At 69.5% G+C, this 18536-nt stretch carries 7 protein-coding genes; 2 read left to right on the forward strand and 5 right to left on the reverse strand.

All coding sequences use genetic code 11. The annotated features are described in order from the left end of the window. Positions 1-53 precede the first annotated feature (53 nt). The gene (locus Ate02nite_RS04485) at positions 54-692 is read left to right on the forward strand and encodes a SanA/YdcF family protein (RefSeq protein WP_203799070.1); all 639 of its coding nucleotides are present in this window, start codon (positions 54-56) and stop codon (positions 690-692) included. On the opposite strand, the gene Ate02nite_RS04490 is transcribed toward Ate02nite_RS04485, so the two are convergent. Next, on the reverse strand, positions 689-1381 hold the full coding sequence (locus Ate02nite_RS04490) for a hypothetical protein (protein WP_203799072.1): 693 nt from the start codon (positions 1379-1381) through the stop codon (positions 689-691). The genes Ate02nite_RS04485 and Ate02nite_RS04490 overlap by 4 nt on opposite strands. A gap of 313 nt (positions 1382-1694) precedes the next feature. Between Ate02nite_RS04490 and Ate02nite_RS04495 the strand changes: the two genes are divergently transcribed. Further along, the gene (locus Ate02nite_RS04495; RefSeq protein WP_307873272.1) at positions 1695-2495 is read left to right on the forward strand and encodes an SAM-dependent methyltransferase; all 801 of its coding nucleotides are present in this window, start codon (positions 1695-1697) and stop codon (positions 2493-2495) included. Here the strand turns inward: Ate02nite_RS04495 and Ate02nite_RS04500 are convergent. The 4 genes from Ate02nite_RS04500 to helR all read right to left on the reverse strand — a co-directional run bounded on the left by Ate02nite_RS04500 (position 2492) and on the right by helR (position 18534). Next, complete coding sequence (locus Ate02nite_RS04500) at positions 2492-3400, reverse strand: hypothetical protein (protein ID WP_203799080.1); 909 nt, start codon at positions 3398-3400, stop codon at positions 2492-2494. The genes Ate02nite_RS04495 and Ate02nite_RS04500 overlap by 4 nt on opposite strands. A gap of 49 nt (positions 3401-3449) precedes the next feature. Beyond that, positions 3450-9848 carry an RHS repeat domain-containing protein gene (locus Ate02nite_RS04505; protein ID WP_203799084.1) on the reverse strand — a complete coding sequence of 2133 codons (6399 nt, stop codon included), beginning with the start codon at positions 9846-9848 and terminating at the stop codon, positions 3450-3452. A gap of 24 nt (positions 9849-9872) precedes the next feature. Beyond that, positions 9873-16280 (reverse strand): NIDO-like domain-containing protein, encoded by a 6408-nt coding sequence (locus tag Ate02nite_RS04510; RefSeq protein WP_239147122.1) that lies wholly within the window; start codon positions 16278-16280, stop codon positions 9873-9875. 154 nt (positions 16281-16434) lie between these two features. Then, positions 16435-18534 (reverse strand): RNA polymerase recycling motor ATPase HelR, encoded by a 2100-nt coding sequence (gene helR / locus Ate02nite_RS04515; protein WP_203799108.1) that lies wholly within the window; start codon positions 18532-18534, stop codon positions 16435-16437. Between the last annotated feature and the right edge of the window lie 2 nt (positions 18535-18536).

Consider the following 18536-nt stretch of genomic DNA (forward strand, 5'->3'; position numbering starts at 1 on the left):
ATCGATGTATATCAGCTACTGCCCTCGCACGGGGTAGCTAAGCTCAGGACGCCATGAAGATCAAACGGGTGGCCGTCGCGGCTGTCGCCGCGGTCCTTGCCGTCAGCTCACCCTGGGCGTGGACGTCACTGTCCGCACAAGGCCATGTGTACGCGGTGAGCAAGGCACCCGCCGCGGATGTCGCGATCGTCCTGGGCACCGAAGTGGTGAACGGCGAACCGTCGCCCCGGCTGCGCGGTCGCCTGGAAGCCGCCGCCGACCTGGTGAGCAGTGGGAAGGCCCGGGTGCTCCTGGTCTCCGGCGACGGCAACGGCGGGTCCGGCGACGAGCCGGCCGCGATGACCGCGTACCTGGTGTCACTGGGCGTGCCGGTTGACCGGATCGTCGGCGACCCGCACGGCCTGGACACCTACGACACGTGCATCCGGGCCCGCGATGTCTACGGGGTGAAGCGCGCGCTGGTGGTCACCCAGTCGTACCACGTCGACCGGGCCGTGACGCTCTGCCGCCACCTCGACATCGACGCCGACGGCGTGGTGGCCCCGTGCCACTGCTCGTGGACGCTGCGCACCAACAAGTCCATTCGCGACTACCTGGCCAGCGGAAAGGCAGCGTGGGACGCGGTGCGCAACCGCCCGCCGGCAGTCACCTCCCCACCCGACCCGGCGATCGAGAACGCGCTGCGGTCCTAGTCGCCGGTGCGGGTTTGGAAGAGGGTGCGGCCGTTCAGGGCGATGACCATGTTGCCGTCGGCGCGCAGGATCAGGACCGCGCCGGGGTTGTTCTCGGTGTGGCTGCTGAAGACGCCGGCGTTTGCCGCGTCGTAGAGGACCAGGTGGCCGTCGTTCTGCATGACCAGCTTTACGCCGGTGGTGGTGCCGGTCTGCCAGACCGTGCGGCCCTGGTCGGTCAGCACCAGGTTGCCGCCGGCGGTGACGGTGAGCGACAGCCGGTTGGTGGACCAGCTCTGGCCGGTGGTCAGGGTGCTGGTGCTGGCGATGACCTTCTCCTCCCAGACCGGGGGCGCCGCCTTGGACTTTGCGGCGGGCGACGGCGGCTGGGCAGTGCGCACCACTACCGGCGGGAATGAGGGGGACGGTGCGGGTGACGGAAGCAGGGAGACCGGGGCCGAGGGGTAGTCGCCCGGCACGGCCACCGACAGCGTGGGCAGGGTGACCGGGGTCGCCGGGGAGTCGTCGTCGGTGCGGAAGACGGCGAACACCAGCGCGCCGAGCCCGAGGATGATGGCCGCGCCCAGGGCGATGCCGATCCAGTTGATCGCGGGGGAATCGTCGTCCCGGCTGTGCCGGGGGCGCCAGAGGTACCGCATGGACATTTCGCCGACCCAGCCGGACCACGCCCGGCGATCTCTCACAGCCATGGGGTCCTTCCGCCTCTGGGCCGATCAAGAGGGTACGACGATCAACTTCCCACGGGCTCAACCGAACGGGCGTTAACGGTCGGCCGGGAGAACGTCGGCCAGCAGCGTCAGGGACGGCTGGCGGCCGCTCGCCACGTGCGCGAAGGCCAGCGAGGCGGCCAGGTCGACGTTGCCTGCTGCTGAACCGGGCCCGAGCCGAGGGAGTGGGCACCGTCATCGACCTTTCGGCCTGACCACGTCCGTCCATTGTCGACGTGACATTGATCGGCCGGCACGGAAAGATACGCTGCGATTGCCGAACACCGAGGAGGCCGTGTTGTCGAGAACCGAATTCCCGTTCGACACGACCGTTGCGCATCCGGCTCGGGTCTACAACTACTGGCTCGGGGGCAAGGACAACTTCGAGGCCGACCGGGTGGCCGGGGAGCGGGCGCTGGCCGGTGGGGCGAAGATCCTGCCCGGGGTGCGGGCCAACCGGGCGTTCCTGCGGCGGGCCGTGCGCTTCCTGGCGGCCGAGGCCGGTGTTCGGCAGTTCCTCGACATCGGCACCGGGCTGCCCAGCGCCGGCAACACCCACGAGATCGCGCAGGAGGTGGCGGCCGACAGCCGGGTCGTCTACGTCGACAACGATCCGATCGTGCTGGCTCACGCCCGGGCCCTGCTGACCAGCCAGACCGGCACGACCGCCTACATCGACGCGGACGCCCGCGACACCGGCCGCATCCTGCGCGAGGCGGCCGGGACGCTCGACTTCGGGCAGCCGGTGGCGGTCCTGTTCCTGATGATCCTGCAGTACATTCCGGACGAGGATCACCCCGGCCGGATCGTCCGGGAGATCCTCGACGCGCTGCCGGCCGGCAGTTACCTCGCCCACTCGGACACCGCCCTGGACATCAGCGCGGACGCCAACGTCGCCACCTCCGCGGCCGGCCTCAACAAGAGAATGCCGACCAACCAACATCTGCGTACGCCGGAGCAGCTGGCCACCTATTACACCGGTCTGGAACTGGTCGAGCCGGGCCAGGTCCAGCTGCCGAAATGGCGACCGGCGCCGGACGACCCGGACCCGAGCCTGATCCTCTCCGCTTACTGCGGGGTCGCCCGCAAGCCCTAACCGGTGATCTCTCGCGGGTCACGTTCGGCGACCACGTTGGGCAACGCGGTCCGTACCAGCTCGCCACCCGGGGTGACCGGCGCCCCGAACTGGGTCAACTGGGGCCGGCCCGGCGGCAGGACCGGGGCCAGCAGCTCGAACAGCCGGTTCGCCTGTTCCGGGCCGTACTCGTCCCAGGTGTCGGTGGCCACCAGCCAGGTGCCGCCGGCGGCCAGCGGTTCCACCTCCACGAACGCGCCGCTGGACCGGAGCCGGTGCAGGCCGCCGACCCGCTCGGTCATCTCGTCGCTCAGCACGGTCAGCCAGCCGTAGTTCCGCAGCCACGAACCGGCCTCAGCCCGGCCCTGGAAGCGGTTCAGGGCCCGTTCGAGCGGGGTCTCGATGCGCTTGAAGTTCGTCGCGACGGCCACCGCGACCGGGTTGGCGACCTCGGCCACCTCGCGGACCGCGGCCAGCACGCGTCGCTGGCCGGCCGGGTCGTTGGCCAGGGCGTCGTCGATGGTGCTGCCCAGTTCGACGAAGCCGTAGTCGATCCCCATGTCGACGGTGTACGAGGGTGGACCGTGCCAGCCACGAGCGCTCCACGTCGACGCCCCGAAGGCCGCCACCGACGGCAACTCACCGAGCTTGCGCAGCAACTCCTGCCAGGACGCCGCCGAGTACGGCGCGTCCCATTCGAGGGGCTCGCCCTCGTAGTCACCGGGCGGTTGGATCGTCGTCCCGACCGTGGCCCAGATGTCACCCGGACTCAACTGGGACAGGTGGATCCGGTCCGGCGGGGGCGGGTTGTCCCGCACCGTGGCGGCGAACTCGCCCCCCAGCCGGTCGGGACACCGCTCGAACCAGAGCCGGGCCGCCCGGACCGCACGCTCCCGGCCCGGCTCGGCCGGGAGCGTCAGCATCACACCAGAACGTTCGTGTGTCACTCGGTCTTCTTTCCGCTTCGCACCGACATCAGCCGCCGACACCCGCGCCGACGAGCTCGGGCACCGAAGCACCCGCGCCGGCTTCGGCAGCCGCTCCGCCGCCCGCACCAGTACCGGTAACTACAGTCGAAGTCGTGCCGCCGAAGCCGAGCCAGCCGGCCACGGTGGAACAGGCCCAGGTGCACAGCGCCCAGCCGCCGGCCGCGGTCGCCACCCCGATGCCGCCGGCAATCGCCCAGCCGCTGACCGGATCGTCCTTGACGCCGACCGTATCGGCGGCCTTGGTCACGTGCCGCTTGGTGTCCAGTTCTGCCTGGGTGTTGGCCATGACCGCCGCCTCCTTCTGCTGGTGGTAATGATGCCCGGCCGGCACCATCTCGTCGAAGTCGTCAGTCCGGTAGTACTCGATGCCGGTGGGATTCGAGACGGTCGCGTCCGGGTCGGAGTAGACCGTGACTATCTGGTTGTACTTCCCCTGGCTGACGGAGGCGCTCGGGGTGGGGAACGGTTGCCCCGGCCGGACCGGAAGAGCCGAGCCCTTGGCGAACACGTTGTAGAGAGTGTGACCGTACGCCCAGGTCATGCCCTTGTTCAGGCTGTCCAGGGCCTTGTCCTTCTGCTTTTCTGCCTTGATCTCCCAGACCCAGACCTCCGCCGGGCCGCCGGCCTTGGTGGAGCAGTTCCAGCACACCAGGTCGGCGCCGCCCTTCTGCCCCAGATTCACCGTGATCCAGGCGCCCTTGTAAAGACGCTGGAGGTCGAGCACGCGCAGCCCGATGGCGGTGTCGTGAGCCGCGGTGCTGCCGTCCGCCGGGGTGCTCGGGCCGAGTTCCCGGATCAGGTCCGACTGGGAGGTCGAGCTGCCGCCGACCGGCGGCCGGCCGGCCGGTGGGGCCGGGACGCCACAGTTGCCGCCGGGACCGGGGGTGCAACCGGGCTCGTCGGGGTCCATCCGGGTGCCGGTGGGGTCGCCGAAGGTGACCGGGCTGCTGTTGGAGTACGAGTAACCGTTCCACTGCTGCGGATCGGTCATGTCCCAGATCGGGTCGACTGAGATGAATCGGCCCAGAGCCGGGTCGTACTCCCGGGCGCCCAGGTGGGTCAGGCCGGTCGGGTCGGCATCGCCACCCACGAATCCCTTGTTGTTGGGCCAGGTGACGGCCGTGCCGCGGGGCGTACCGAACGGCGTCGTCCGCCGCACCTGAGCCACCTGGGTGTTCGGGTCGACCGCGACCTGGGCGGTGCCGCGGGCATCCGCGGTCAGCCAGGTGAAGCCGGTGGCAACCCGGGACGCGATGGTGTTGCCGCCGAAGGTGTAGAACCGGGTTCCGGTCCGCGCCGACGTGGCCGCGGTGAAGCGGATCTCCATGCCCGGCAGGTACAGCGTCTTGCCCTTGGCGTCCCGGCTGATCAGCCGGGTGCCGTCGGCGTTGTAGAGGTAGGTCGTCGTGCCGGAGGTGTCAGTGACGCTGGTGAGACGGCCTTCGCTGTCCCAGTCCATCGTCTGGGTGCCGTTGGCGCCCGGCCGCGACGTCATGTCACCGGTCGTGTTGTAGGCGTAGGCAGCCGTCGTGGCGGCGCCGGTGCCGACCGTGGTCGACGTCGATTGCAGGGCGTGCGGCTGACTGGCCTTGGCGGCCGGGTACTTGTAGTCGGTGGTGCGAGTCGTGGCGGTCGACCGGTCGGTCTCCTTGGTCCGGTTACCGACGCTGTCGAACTCCCAGGACAGCCAGTACTTCGCCGGCCCGCCGAGGCCGGCCGTGGTCGGAGCCGCGGCACAGTCGTTGGCGGCCGGGGTCCACGCCTGCGTCATCCGGCGCAGGTAGTCGTAGTTGTAGCACTGGGTGTCGGTGCCGCCCGACGCAGCCACGTCCTGTGCCTGGGTGACGTCACCGACCGCGTTGTAGGAGTACTTGACGTCGGAGACGGTGTACGGCGAGATCAGCTCCCGGTCGGTGCGGATCTCGGTGAGCCGGCCCGTCTCCAGTTCCCGGCTGTAGTTCTGGAACACGTGGCTGCCGGTCTTCGAGTACAAGCCGGTGTAGAGGTCGTACTGCTCGACCTCGGCGAGTGCGTTGTAGTCGGTGTCGGCGACGTAGCTGTACTCGCTGGTGCCGTAGACGGTCGTCATCCGGTTGCCGAGGCCGAGCGCCTCGTCGTACTTGTAGGTGACCGTCTCGGCGGACAGCCCACCCTTCTCCGGGAAGCTGGTCGACAGCAGGCTGCCATCGATGCCGTACGCCATGTCGAAGTGGTAGGTGTCGTTCAGCCCGGTCTCGGTCGCCGGGATGGTGATGTCCCGGCCGGTCGGCTGGTAGTTGTCGTTGTAGCCGGTGATCTTCTCGGTGTACGCGGCCGTCCCGACGTACCGGATGCTCTGGGTCAGCTGACCCTTCGCGACGGTGTCGTAGGTCCAGCGGGCGCGAGCGGTCGCGGACACCTTGTCGTCGAACTCGGCGATCTTCCGGCCGACCGCGTCGTACTGGAAGACGACCACCTTTCCGCGCTGGTCGGTGGTGCTGATCAGGTGGCCCGCGTTGTCGTACGCCTGGGTGGACGTGCCACGGTCCGGGTCACTCTTGGTCACCTCTCGCCCGAGCAGGTCGAACGTGGACCGCCACTCGTTCCCGGAGTAGTCGGTGATCAGGTCCTTCTGGTTCTTGGCGTTGTAGTGGATGGCGACCTGGTCGTACGCCCCGCCGATAGTGCCGCCCTTGTACTCCCGGACAATCCGGTCCCGGCCCTGGGCGTCGGTGATTGTCGAGTTGGGCGTGCCGCCGGCCGGCGGGAGAACGTCGGTGCGGTCACCGCCGTAGGTGACGGTGGTGCGCCAGCGCTCCTTGTCGTACGGCTGGAAGATGGTCGCAATCCCCCGCCCTGCGCCGTCGTAGACCAGGCGGGTCTGTTTCGGCACGAAGGTGCGATCGGTCGCGGTGACCAGGTCGGTGCCGGGTGAGGCGCTGTTGTAGTAGCGGTCGTACTCCTTCACCTTGCGGCCGGCGGTGTCGTAGAAGGTGTCGGTCAGCAACCGCCCACCGGACGGCGACGGCGCCTGGGTCTGCCGTGGGCGCATGAGTCCGTCGTACAGCGCATAGGTGGTGACGTAGTCGCCGTTGACGTTGAGCGTGGCGGTCGACACCACGGTCGCGGCGTCGTTGCGCATCTGGTAGGCGTACACGATCGACGGTGTCTTGGTCGCCTTGTCCCGGCCCGGCTGCCAGACCTTGACGGTCCGGCCCAGCCCGTCGTACTCGGACTCGGTCTTCTTGTCGTTCGGGTCGGTGATCGTCAGCGGCTTGCCCCAGGCCGGGTCGATGTCCGTCTTGACGGTCTGGCTCAACGGGTTGGTGACCACGGTGCCGGTGATCGGGCCGTCGGTGACCGGGGTGTAATCGGTGGTGGTCAGCTTGTCGAGCGCATCCCAGGAATGCCGGGGCCGGCCGTGCTCGTCGAAGTCCGCCCGTCCGGTCGTGAGGTAGGTCGGCGATCCACTGTTCCAGGCCGACATCGCTTCGGTCTTGGTGACCGCGCCGTAGGTGGGCGCCACCCCGTAGTCGTGCCCGTCGAAGCTGGACCGCACGTCCGAGATCACTTGGGCCTCGGTGAGGGTGGCCGGGTTGGTCGCCTGCGCGCACGGCACCGCGAAGTTCCGCGACCGGTGCACCTGGGCGAGCAGCCAGGCGTCGAGGTTGCGCGGCTCGTAGGTGTTCTGCGTGCAGGATTCGTCGCCGGTGACGCCGAGATCTCCGGCGTTGTCGATGGTGATCGCCATGCCGCGCGAGTCGAACGTGGATCGTGAACCGCTCACCCGGACCCCGCGCCCGCCGTCCAGGACCACCCGGTTGTAGGTCGCCTGGGTGTTCACATAGCGGGCGACCACGGTGTCCCCGTTGATGGTCCGGGTCGCTGTGGCAGCCGACTGCCACGGCTCCGACACGGTGCGGGAGACCTCGGCGCCGCCGGGGCCGTTGTTGACGATCGACTCGCGCACCATGCCGGCGTACGCGTCCTCGTCGTTGATCGTCGGCACCCCGGCCCCGGTGACGGTGACGGTGCGGGTGCCCGACGGCAGCTTGTCACCGTGCATGCCGAGGAAGTACCGGCTGGTCGTCGAGGTCTGCTCGCCCGGGTCACCGGCGGTGACGGTGACCGTGCGGTAGCCACGCCAGTCCGACCAGGTCTTGTCCTTGGCGTCGATCATCCCGTCGTCGTCGGTGTAGTGCCAGGCCGGGTCCTCGTACGTGTAGTTGTGCACGACCCGCGGGCTGCCGTTCGGCGGCACTCCACCGGTGTTGTCCTGCTCGTAGATGGTCTTCACGACGTACTTGTGGAAGTAGTCGGTGACCGGGTCCTTAAGGCCTTCCGGGGTCCAGCGCACCGGATAGCACCGCAGGGTGTTCGCCGAGGGCTCGGTCGGCACCTTGGTGCCGGCCACACACTCCGGATCGGAGTAGGTGACGTTGATGGTGCCGCCGGACTCGGTACGGATCTTGGTGAGGCGCATCCAGTTCATCGCCGGCGAGTGGTCGATGGTGTCCACCCGGTTGCTCAGCTGAACCCAGGTGAGCTCCACGTCGGGCAGCGTGCTGACGACACCGGCGGCCGACCAGCCCTGGTGTGCGATCTTGTCGAGCCACATGCCGGCCCGGGTGCCGTCGCCCGGGTCCGGGAACGAGTGGGTCAGCGTCCAGCGCTCGACGTCGCGGTAACCGCCGCCGGTCTTGCGGACCTGGGTGGTGACGGTGGCGAGCCGCTTGGTGCTCCAGAAGGTGGGCGAGTAATGGGTGCAGGGTGACTTCGTGCACTCCTGATCCCACGGTACGTCCGACCAGTGCGCGGCGTCATGGGTGGAGCACGAGGACAGGCACCGGTCGGCGACACCCAGGGTGATCTGCATCGGGGCGTCGGCGGTGAAGAGGTTGTCCTTGCCGCTGATCTGCCGGGTGCCGTACGCGACCCGGTTCAGGTAGCCGCCGCGCACGTACTCGGTGGCGTCGGCGTCGGTGATGTTCCGGGCGTACTGGTTGGTCTCCTTGGTGTACCAGTACGAGGCGGTGTTGCCGCGCAGGTCGACGATGTAGTCGAGGTTCCAGCGCCAGCCCTGCTGACACCAGGAGTCCTTGAACGCGTCGGCGTGGCACTTCTCGTCCGGGTGGTTGCCGTAGACCGGCTCGGTCCACGTCGACTGGGTGCGTTCGGTACCGGCGCCGGGCAGCTTGTTCAGGCCGAACCAGTACTGCATGCCGTCCGACGTGGTGACGACCCAGTACTCGCCGTCGTTGTCACCGTTGTCCGCGCCGGTCCGCCGCTCGACCTTGGTGCCGTCGTCGCTGCGCAGGTGCCAGTACTTGTCGGTGGCGTTGTAGAGCAGCTCACCGGAGTGCCCAGCCAGGTTCAGCGTGGCGTTGTCGGTGACCCAGCACTGGTCACCGGTCTCCTTGTCGTTGTTGTTGTCGTCGTCCATGTCCTCCGAGCAGGTGCGATAACGCCGCTCGATGAAGCCGGGCCAGGACTCGAAACCCTCACCGATCCAGGACGGCTGGTTGTTGCTGGCCGCGTGCCGCCCGTCCACCGACTGCGAGGAGTAGGACAGGCCCATGGCCGGGGCCGGGCCGCCCAGCGAGGGCACCACGTGCATCGGGTACGACCAGGAGAAGTTGCCCGCGTTGCCACCGGCCGACCAGGCCGACGACGCCTGCAGCGAGGTGGCCGAGAAACTGCCGGACGCACCCGACGCGGCCGCGTCCAGCGCGACCAGGGTGGTGGCCGCGCTCGCCTTCACGGTGGCGCTCACGGTGCCGGCCTGGGAGTCGTTCTTGCTGGCCAGCGGGGTGCCGGTGCAGCCGGCCGCACCCGGGGTGGTCAGCGCGCAGGCGGGCAGGCTGACCAGCCGGAGGCGGTTGGCCCAGTCCGCGCCGTAGGCGGTGCGGAACGACTGGTAGCCGACGCTCACGTCGACGTTACCGGCGGCAGTGACCCCGTCGGTGCGGTGCACGTCGAGCAGAACACCCCGGACGCCGGCCTTCTGGGTGGCGGCCCGGTCGTAGACCGAGACGCGGACCTTGCCGGCCCCCTTACCGGTCGATCGCACCTGGACCGGGAGGGTGTCCGCCTTCTTGGCGAGCGACGCGGTCCCGCTCAGGTCGAAGTCGGCGGCACCGGCGGCCGGCCACTTGGGCGCGGGCTGGTCGGACGCCGGCTTGCCGCCCTTGGGCGCGACGGCGGCGGCCGCCTTCGCCGCGGTCACCGGGACGCTGGCGATCGGCTTCGCCTTCGGCGGCTTCGGCTTCGCGGCGGGCGACGCCGAAGCCGGTTGCTGCGACATGGTCAGGACGAGGGTGGTGGCCAGGACCGCCGCGAGCGCGGCCCGCAGCCGGCCTGGTCGGCGCTTTTCGTACAGGTGTTCGAAGACCTCGTGGTCGTTCACCGGGATCTACCTCAGCTTCCGGGATCAGGCGGTGGGGGCGGTGAAGCGCAGGCCGAGGCCGGAGCGCAGGACGGGGGCGCGGTACGCGTACTGGATGGCGGTCGTGCCGTCCTCGTTCTCGATGCCGATGGTGGCGCCGCCACCCAGCTCGAGGAACGTGCCGTCGATGTCGGCGTAGGCGAATCGGTAGCCGCCCGCCTCGTCGATGATCAGCTGGAACGAGACCCGGGTATTCGGGTCCTCGTAGGACGCCACGTTCCGCCATTCGACGACGAACTGCCGGTTCGGGGCCGTGCCGCGGGTCGCGGTGCGGACGCTCGCCGAGGAGTCGACGACCCAGTCGTGCCAGAACGGGTAGACCGCGTTGTTCGGCTCCTCCGGGTTGCGCGGCGACGGGATCGGCCACGCGTCGGACGACGGCGTCTCCGGGTCCGTGTAGGCGACCAGGCCGTTGGTGTCCACCCACATCGACGTGTACGACTTGCCGTAGTGGGTGACCGGGAACGGCAGGGTCACCTTGGTGAGTGCCTCGTCGCCGGTCAGCGCCAGCACCGTGGTGTCGGCCGGGGTCCAGGTGACGGCTTCCTCGGTGACGGTGTAACCGCTGAAGGCCGGCGTGGCCGCGAGCCCGAAATCGGCCACCTGCTCGGTGTTGGTGCCGACCGTGGCCCGGCCGACCGACGAGCCCGCACAGGTGCCGGTCTGCGTCGCGATCACCGCGTAGTCACCGGCGGGCACGCTGTCCAGCCGGTAGGTGCCGTCGGCCCCGGTGGTGCCGGTGATGCCGCCCGCGCTCACCGAGACTCCGGTGGCCGGGTTGCCCTCGCAGGTCACCGTGCCCTTGATCGCACCGACGCCGGGCTGGCTCGGCACGAACGTCACGCCCTGGCCGGTGGCGAGCAACGCCTCCTTGTAGAGGTACTGGAAGCCGATGGTGCCGGCCCCGTTCTCGATACCGACCGTGGCACTGGAACCCTTGGCCAGCGCACTCGTGGCCGGGATCGACCCGTACGCGAAGCTGATCGTGCCGTTCTCCCCCATGATCGCCTCGAAGCTGGTGCGCAGGCTGGTGTCGGCGAAGTTGTAGACGTTGCGCCACTCCACCACCCACTTGCGGTTGGGGGCGGTGCCGGTCGTGGTGGTGGCGATGCTGGAGGCGGTGTCCAGACCCCAGTCGTCCCACAGCGGGTAGACCGAGGCGTCCGGCTGGCCCTCCGCGCCCGGCGTGGGCAGCTCGTTGTTGACCGAGCCGATCCAGCCGAAGTACATCGGGTCCTTGAACGCGAGCACACCGTTGGAGTTGATCCAGGCCGAGGTGTACGCCTCGCCGTACAGCTTGATCGGGAACGGCGGGTTCTTCTGCCAGGTGGTCTCGTCGCCGGTCCAGTCCTCGGTGGTGGTGCCCGGGATGAACGTCGTCGTGCCGGAGGTGCACTTGTAGCCGAACTCGTCGCCGTCGGTCATCACCGACAGGTCCACGTCGGTGGTGCCGCCGGGGGTGTCGACGATGCTACGGGCGTACCGTCCGGCGCACCGGCTGTCACCGGTCGCCACCTGCACGGTGTACTCGCCGACCGGCACCCCGCTGAACGAGTAGTTGCCGCTCGCGTCGGTGACCGTGGTGCGGCCGCCCGGGTTGAGGCTGACCGTCAGGCCCGCCGCCGGACCGCCGGTGACCGCCACCGTAGCGGTGCCGCTGACCGTGCCGGCCGCGTTCGGCGCGAAGGTGATCGTGCCGCCCGAGTTGATCCGCGCCTCCTGGTAGGAGAAGAGCGTGGCAACCGTGCCGGAGGCGTTCTCGATGCCGATCGTGGCCGCCGCGCCCTGCTGCAGCGAGGTGGTCAGGGTGCCGTAGTTGAACGCGATCTCGCCGGTGGTCTCGCTGAACACCGCCTCGAAGGTGATCCGGTCGGGGCCGCTCGGACGGAAGATCGCGTTACGCCATTCGATCACGAACTTGCGGTTGGGTGCGGTGCCGATGGTGTCGGTCCGCACGCTGGCCGAGGCGTCGATCTCCAGGTCGTCCCAGAACGGGGCGACCACGGCGTTCGGCGCGGCCAGCGTCGGCATCGTCGGGTTCGCGTAGGTGTTGGTGCCGAGCGCGGAGCCGAAGGTGAGGAAGCCGTTGGTGCTGACCGTGGCCGAGGTGTAGGTCTGGCCGTGGAACGGGAAGCTGAACGGGAAGGTGATCCCGGTCGTGGCCTCGTCGCCGGTCAGCGCGGTCACCACGTTGGCGGCCGCGGTGAAGGTGCCGGTGACCTGGGCGCATGCGTAACCCATGCCGCCGTAGTCGAGTGCCCGCTGCAGGTCCTTCACGGTGTTCGCGGTCAGGTCGACGATCGCCTGGGCGACCTGCGGGCACTTGGAGTTCTGCGCCGAGTAGACGGTGTAGGTGTCGGCGGTCAGTCCGTCGAACTTGTAGCTGCCGTCGGTCGCGGTGGTGGCGGTCAGCCCGACCGGGTCGAGCGTGACCTTGGCGCCGGAGACCGCGGTCCCGGTCATGCTCAGGACCTTGCCGGTCAGCGAGTAGGTGGCCGGGATGTCCATCTCGGCCGGCGTCGCGAAGGTCACCGTCTTGCCGGTGGCCAGCGCGACCTCGCTCGCCGCGTAGGTCAGGCCGTCCGCGCCGTCCGGTGCCTCGATGCCGACCACGGCCTTGGCGCCGCGCTCGTTGTCGGTGTCCAGCCCGGTGTAGTTGAACGTCACCTTGCCGTCCGGGGTGAGCACGGCCTCGAAGGACAACCGCTCGGTGGTGGTGCCCTTGCGCAGCACGTTGCGCCACTCGACGACGAACGTGGACGTCGTGCTGGTGGTGTTGACGCTGGACGAGGAGTCGACCACCAGGTCGTCCCAGAACGGCGCGATCAGGCCGTCCGGCGTGGTGGTGCCGGGCAGCGACTTGCCGTCGCCGGGGTGCGAGCCGCTCGGGTCGGCGAACGAGACCAGGCCGTTGGTGTCGACCCAGGCCGACCGGTAGCTCTGGCCGTAGAACGGGAAGGTGAACGGCAGCGCGACCGTGGTCACCGCGTCGTCACCGGTCAGCGTCAGGGCACTGGCCGCGGTGACGAACGTGCCGGTGGACTCGTCGCAGGTGTAGCCGAGGTCGTCGGTCGGGTCGGAGACAACCAGGTCCTGCCAGAAGTCACCGTCCAGCGGGACCGTGACGGTGAACCGCTTGCCGCAGCGCCCGCCGACCGTCGCCGTGATGGTGACCGACCCGTTCGGCACGTCGGTGAAGGTGTAGGTGCCGTCGTCGGCGGTCGTGGTGGTGCGCCCGCTCGGCGTGATCGTGACGGTCGCGCCCACCACCGGCAGGAAGTCGACGTCGTCGAGCACCATGCCGCTGAGCGTTCCGCCGCCGGTCACCTGCATCTCCGCGGTGCCGATCAGGCTGAGTGCGCCGTTCGCGCCGACCGACCGGGCGTACACCGTGGTGGTGCCGGCCGTGGTCGGGGTGACCGAACCGTCGGCGGTCGCGCCGGCCGTGGTCGGCGTGGCGGTCTTGTCGAGGATGGCCGACGGCGAGCTGTACTTGTACGACGTGACGTTGGTGTCGCCACCCGCGTTCAGTCGCACCGTGGCCGCCTTACCCAGGGCCGGCGGCGTGGTGTCCGGGAAGGTCACCGCCGGCGGCAGCGGTGCGGTCAGCAGCGCGAGGTCGGCGGCCGGCACCACGAACGAGTACACGGCCAGGTCGTCGAGCTGGCCGGTGAAGTACCCGTCGGCGGCCGCGTTGAGCTTGCGGCGGCCGATCGTGACGTCGGTGGCGGCGTTGAATCCGCCGGTCAGCGTCGCGGTGGTGGTCTGCGCGACACCGTTGACGAAGAGCGTCAGCTTCTTGGTGGACACGTCGAAGGTGCCGGCGATGTGCGTCCACTTACCGGCGGTCGGTGCGGCGTTGGACAGCGCCTGATACTGCGTGGCGCTGGCGACGTCCGAGCCGGCCATGGCGAAACGCCACTTGTTGTCCGTACCGGAATAGCCGAGTGAGTAGGCCGACTGCTGGGCGCCGTTCGCGGCGATCACCGTCCGCTGGACGGTGCCGCCGGTGGCAGCCAGCTTGACCCAGGCGGCCACGGTGAAGCTGGAGTTGGTGGCGACGTTGGTGGAGACGTCGGTGTCCGGGTGCGGGAAGTGCACGGCACCGGTCTGCGACGCGTACGCCGTGGTGCCGTTCAGCGACAGCGCCTGGCCCACCCCGGAGCGCCCGGCGATCCGGGTCGCGCTGCCGGCCAGGGTCTGCGTGTTGCCATGATCGGTGCCGTCGACGGCGTTGCCGCTGGCCTCGTCGAAGTCCCAGGACGCGGCCGGCCCGTTCCCGCTCTTCACCTTGAACTTGTAGGTGAACGGGGTGGCCGAGAAGCGACCGGACTTCTCCTTGCTCCACACCTGCAGCGTGTTGACGCCGTCCTTCTTCGGGATCAGGTTGGGGATCTCACCACTGAAGTCGGCCTTGGCCGCGACCAGCGGTGCCGCGCTGGCCTGCACGCCGGTGTCCAGGGTGTACGCGTACGCCACGATGTCGGACGGCCGGCTGGCCGGCGCCCCGATGGTGAACTTGCCGCCCAGCCCGACCCCACCGGAGCCGGGCACCGTCGGCGCGTCGACCGGATAGCTGGTCGAGGCGACCGAGGTCGGCGCGGCCGGTGCGGTCAGGTCGGCGGTGAACTCGCAGGTGCCGGACCAGTCGCTGTAGTCGGTGCCGTCCCAGGTGCGGGTCTTCCAGATGTAGGTGGTGTTGTCGGCGAGCTTGCCGGTCGGGATCGCCTTGGAGACGGCCGACGGGTTACCGGACGCCTGCGAGACCTTGTTGGTCTCGTTGGCGCTGCCGCCCGACGCCCACCAGTAGAAGTAGGTGGTCAGGTTCTGCTGACTGGTGTCGGTATCGGTCTGCTTGGCGGCCAGGATCGGCGTGCTGGTCAGCGCGTACGGCCGGGAAGCGCCGGTGGCGCAGGCCTTGCCGTCGGACTTGCGCTCACCGGGCGCGTTGGGCTTGGTGTTGTACGTGATCGCGAGCTTCGGCGACGAGTGGTTGAACCGCTTCCACTGGTTCTTGGTGCCCTCGTCGATCGCCTTGAGGCCGACCGTCATGGTGGTCGACGCGTTCGAGTGCGCCACCATCGAGGTCACCGGGAACTCGTCGGCCCCCGGCCCGGCGCAGCCGTGCACCGCGCCGACCTTGCGGTTGGCCGCGGTGGTCGCGGTGTACGCGCTGTACCAGGTCGGCTGGTTGTTCCAGGTGGTCTTGTCGCTGATCGCACCGGTCAGCCAGAGCTTCGCGTTGGACTTGGGGCTGCACGTCCAGGCGTGCCGCTGCTCGATGCGGAACTTCGCGTCGAGGATGTGCTTGCCCTTGACCGCCGAGATGTCCATCCGGAAGAACGACCGGACGATGTGGTCGCTGCACCCGGAGCAGTCCTCGGTGCGGCCCACACCGGCCGAGCCGAAGTTCTTGCCGTCGGTCAGCGCGGTCGAGTTCTTCCAGAACGAGCTGGTCTTGTACTTGCTCCAGACCGAGGTCCAGCTGCTGCCGGAGACGCTGCCGGTCCAGGCCGGGTCGATGTGGATCGGCAGGGTGGCGTCCGGGTCGGTCAGCAGCTGCTGGTCCGGGACGATGGTCATCGCGTTCTTGGCCAGCGAGACCTTCATCGGCGCGCGCCGCGCCCGCTCCTTGGCCGTCTTCTTGTCCGGCCCGTCCTTCTTCGGTACGAGCTTCGCGCCACCCTTCAGCTGCGGCGCCTCGGGAGCGGAGGCCGCGGCCTCGCCCTCGACCGAGGAGTCCCACATGAACGGGGCCGGCGAGGTGAACACATCCGCGCCCTTGGCGTCGACCGCGCTGAGTGCGCCGGCGGCATCCGCCGCCACCTTCAGACCCTTGGTCGCGAGGCCGAATTTCAGGGCGGCGAGCTTCGGGTTGCGGGTGGCTTCCCGGGTACGGACGACAAGCTCTTCGGTGAAGCCGACGGCCTCCGCGGTCACCTTGAGGTCGACGCCCGGGTACACGTCCCGGTAGGTCGCGGTGTCGCCGGTCAGCACCGGCTTCGGCAGCGTGCCCGGGAACGAGACGGCGAGTTCTTTCGCGCCGTCCTGCAGGGTCGCCAGCGGCCCGGCGCCGCCGCCCGAGAAGGTGAGCGGCAGCGCCGAGGCGCGCGGTGCGATCCCGGCCGAGGTGGCCTTGAGGTTGGTGTCGACCGGCACCCAGCCGGTGCCCTTGCGCACCCGGACCGGCTCGATGCCGACCTCGAGGGTCTGCGAGCCGTCGGCGTTCGCCCAGGTCTGCGAGACCTCGGTGCGGTCGGTCAGGATCTCCACCGGCTTACCGCAGAGGGCGGCCACGCGCTGCGCGGCCGCCTCGTCGGCGGCCTCGGCGGTGCAGGCTGGTTTCGGGGCCGCGACCGCGGCGTCCGGAGTAGGAACGAAGGTCCCGCCCACTACTACCAACCCGGTAGCTAGGGCAAATCGACCTAAAAATGGCAGCACAAAATGGCTGGATCGCCGCATGATGTTTCCCCCGTTATGCAACAAAACCTGAGAGGAACCTTAGGGTTGTCACATTCGGGTGATCAATCTATGTGAGATTATCGATTTACCTTGGCGAAACAGTGTCCGGTGTGGAATCCTGTAAAATCACCATTTGCTGGGTCGCCCGGGTCATGGCGACATAGCGGTCCACCGCGCCCCAGCCGGCCGGGTTGATCAGGACCACCAGGTCGAACTCCAGGCCCTTGGCCAGCTCCGGGGTCAGCCTGCGGATACGGTCCGTCTCCTCGATGACGGCGTCCCCGATGACGCAGGCGACACCCTCCCCCGGCCAACCGGCCAGGATCGCGCCCAGCTCGGCGACCGCGCCGTGCCGGACCGGGATGCCGCTGCTGCGGATCGAGGTGGGCACGTTGGCGTCCGGCAGCACCGCCCGGATGACCGGCTCGGCCTCGGTCATGATCTCGACCGGCGTCCGGTAGTTGATGGTCAGCGCGGACAGTTCGACCCGGCCCAGCCCGACCCGCTCGAGCCGTTCCCGCCACGACTCGGTGAACCCGTGCCGGGCCTGCGCACGGTCCCCCACGATGGTGAAACTGCGGGACGGGCAGCGCAGCAGCAGCATCTGCCACTCCGCGTCGGTGAGCTCCTGCGCCTCGTCCACCACGACGTGCGCGAACGGCCCGGCGAGCCGGTCGGCGTCGGCGCGCGGCAGCACGGCCTCGTCGACCAGGACGTCCCGCAGGTCCTGCTGCACCAGCATCTTCATCAGGCCCTCGCCGTCGTCGTGCACCGCCGAGGCGAGCAGGTCGTCGAGGACCAGGGCCATGCCCTGGCGTTGAACGGCGGTGGCGGCGTCCCGGCGGCGCTGGAGCCGGGCTGCCTCCGGGTCGCCGAGGCGCTGCCGGGCCGCGTCCAGCAGCGGCAGGTCGGACAGCGTCCACGCCTGGCCGTCCGGGCGCTGCAACTGGCGCACCTCCTCGATGCTGAGCCAGGGTGCGCATTTACGCAGGTAGGCGGGCACCGTCCACAGGTCGGCGACCAGGTCGGCCGCTTCCAGCAGGGGCCAGGCGCGGTTGACGGCCGTACGCAAGTCTTGGTCTGGATCTCCGATCGCGGCCAGCTCTTCCCAGACCTGCTCGCGGGCCTCGTTGTGCGGCACGCCCAGCCCGGCCGAGTCGAACGCCTCGGCCCAGTCCGCGGCACTCACCCCGGCGGTCGCCTTGGCCGGCGGTTCCTCGTAGAACTTCACGGCCGCCTCGATCACCTTGACCATTGCGGCCGACGACTTCAGCCGGGCCACCTCAGGGTCCTTCTCCGGCCCGGCCGCCGCGCCCTCCGGGACGAGGTCGCGCAGCGTGCAGGTCTGCACGTCCTGTTCGCCGAGGCTGGGCAGCACGTCGGCGATGTAGTTCAGGTAGGGCTGATGCGGGCCGACCACCAGCACGCCGCCGTGCCGCTGGCCGAGGCGCGGGTCGGAGTAGAGCAGGTAGGCGGTGCGGTGCAGGGCGACGACGGTCTTGCCGGTGCCCGGACCACCGTCGACCACCAGCGCGCCGTTCGAACTCGCCCGGATGATGGCGTCCTGGTCGGCCTGAATCGTGCCGAGCACGTCGCGCATCCGGGCCGAGCGATTGCTGCCCAGGCTGGCGATGAACGCGGACTGGTCGTCGAGCGCGGCGTGGCCCTCCAGCCCCTCCGGGGTGAACACCTCGTCCCAGTAGTCGGTGATCCGCCCCTGACTCCACCGGTAACGGCGACGGCTGATCAGCCCCATCGGATTGGCGTGGGTGGCGCCGAAGAACGGTTCGGCGGCCGGTGACCGCCAGTCCACAAGCAGCCGGCGCCCGGCGTCATCGGTGAGCCCGAGCCGTCCGATGTAGACGGGCTCATCCCCGTCGGCCCCGGCCATCCGGCCGAGACAAAGATCAAGACTGAAACGCCGAAGCGTACGCAGGCGGCCTTCCAGCCGGCGTACCTCCTGATCGCGGTCCACCGCCTGGCGGCCCTTGCCGGCCGGCGCCTTGCGGGCGACCTCGAGCCGCTCGCCGAGCTCGGCCATCGTCCGGTCCAGGCCGGCCGCCATCGCCGCGAAGTGCCGCTCGTCCACGGCGACCAGCGCCGGGTCCGCCTTGGCCGGATGTGCCCGAAGATCAAAAACACTGGCAGTAACCGGACTCACGTCATCAGCTCCCGTTTTGGGCAGAT

Origin of the sequence: Paractinoplanes tereljensis (genome assembly GCF_016862435.1) — a bacterium.
In the GTDB taxonomy this organism is placed as follows: domain Bacteria; phylum Actinomycetota; class Actinomycetes; order Mycobacteriales; family Micromonosporaceae; genus Actinoplanes; species Actinoplanes tereljensis.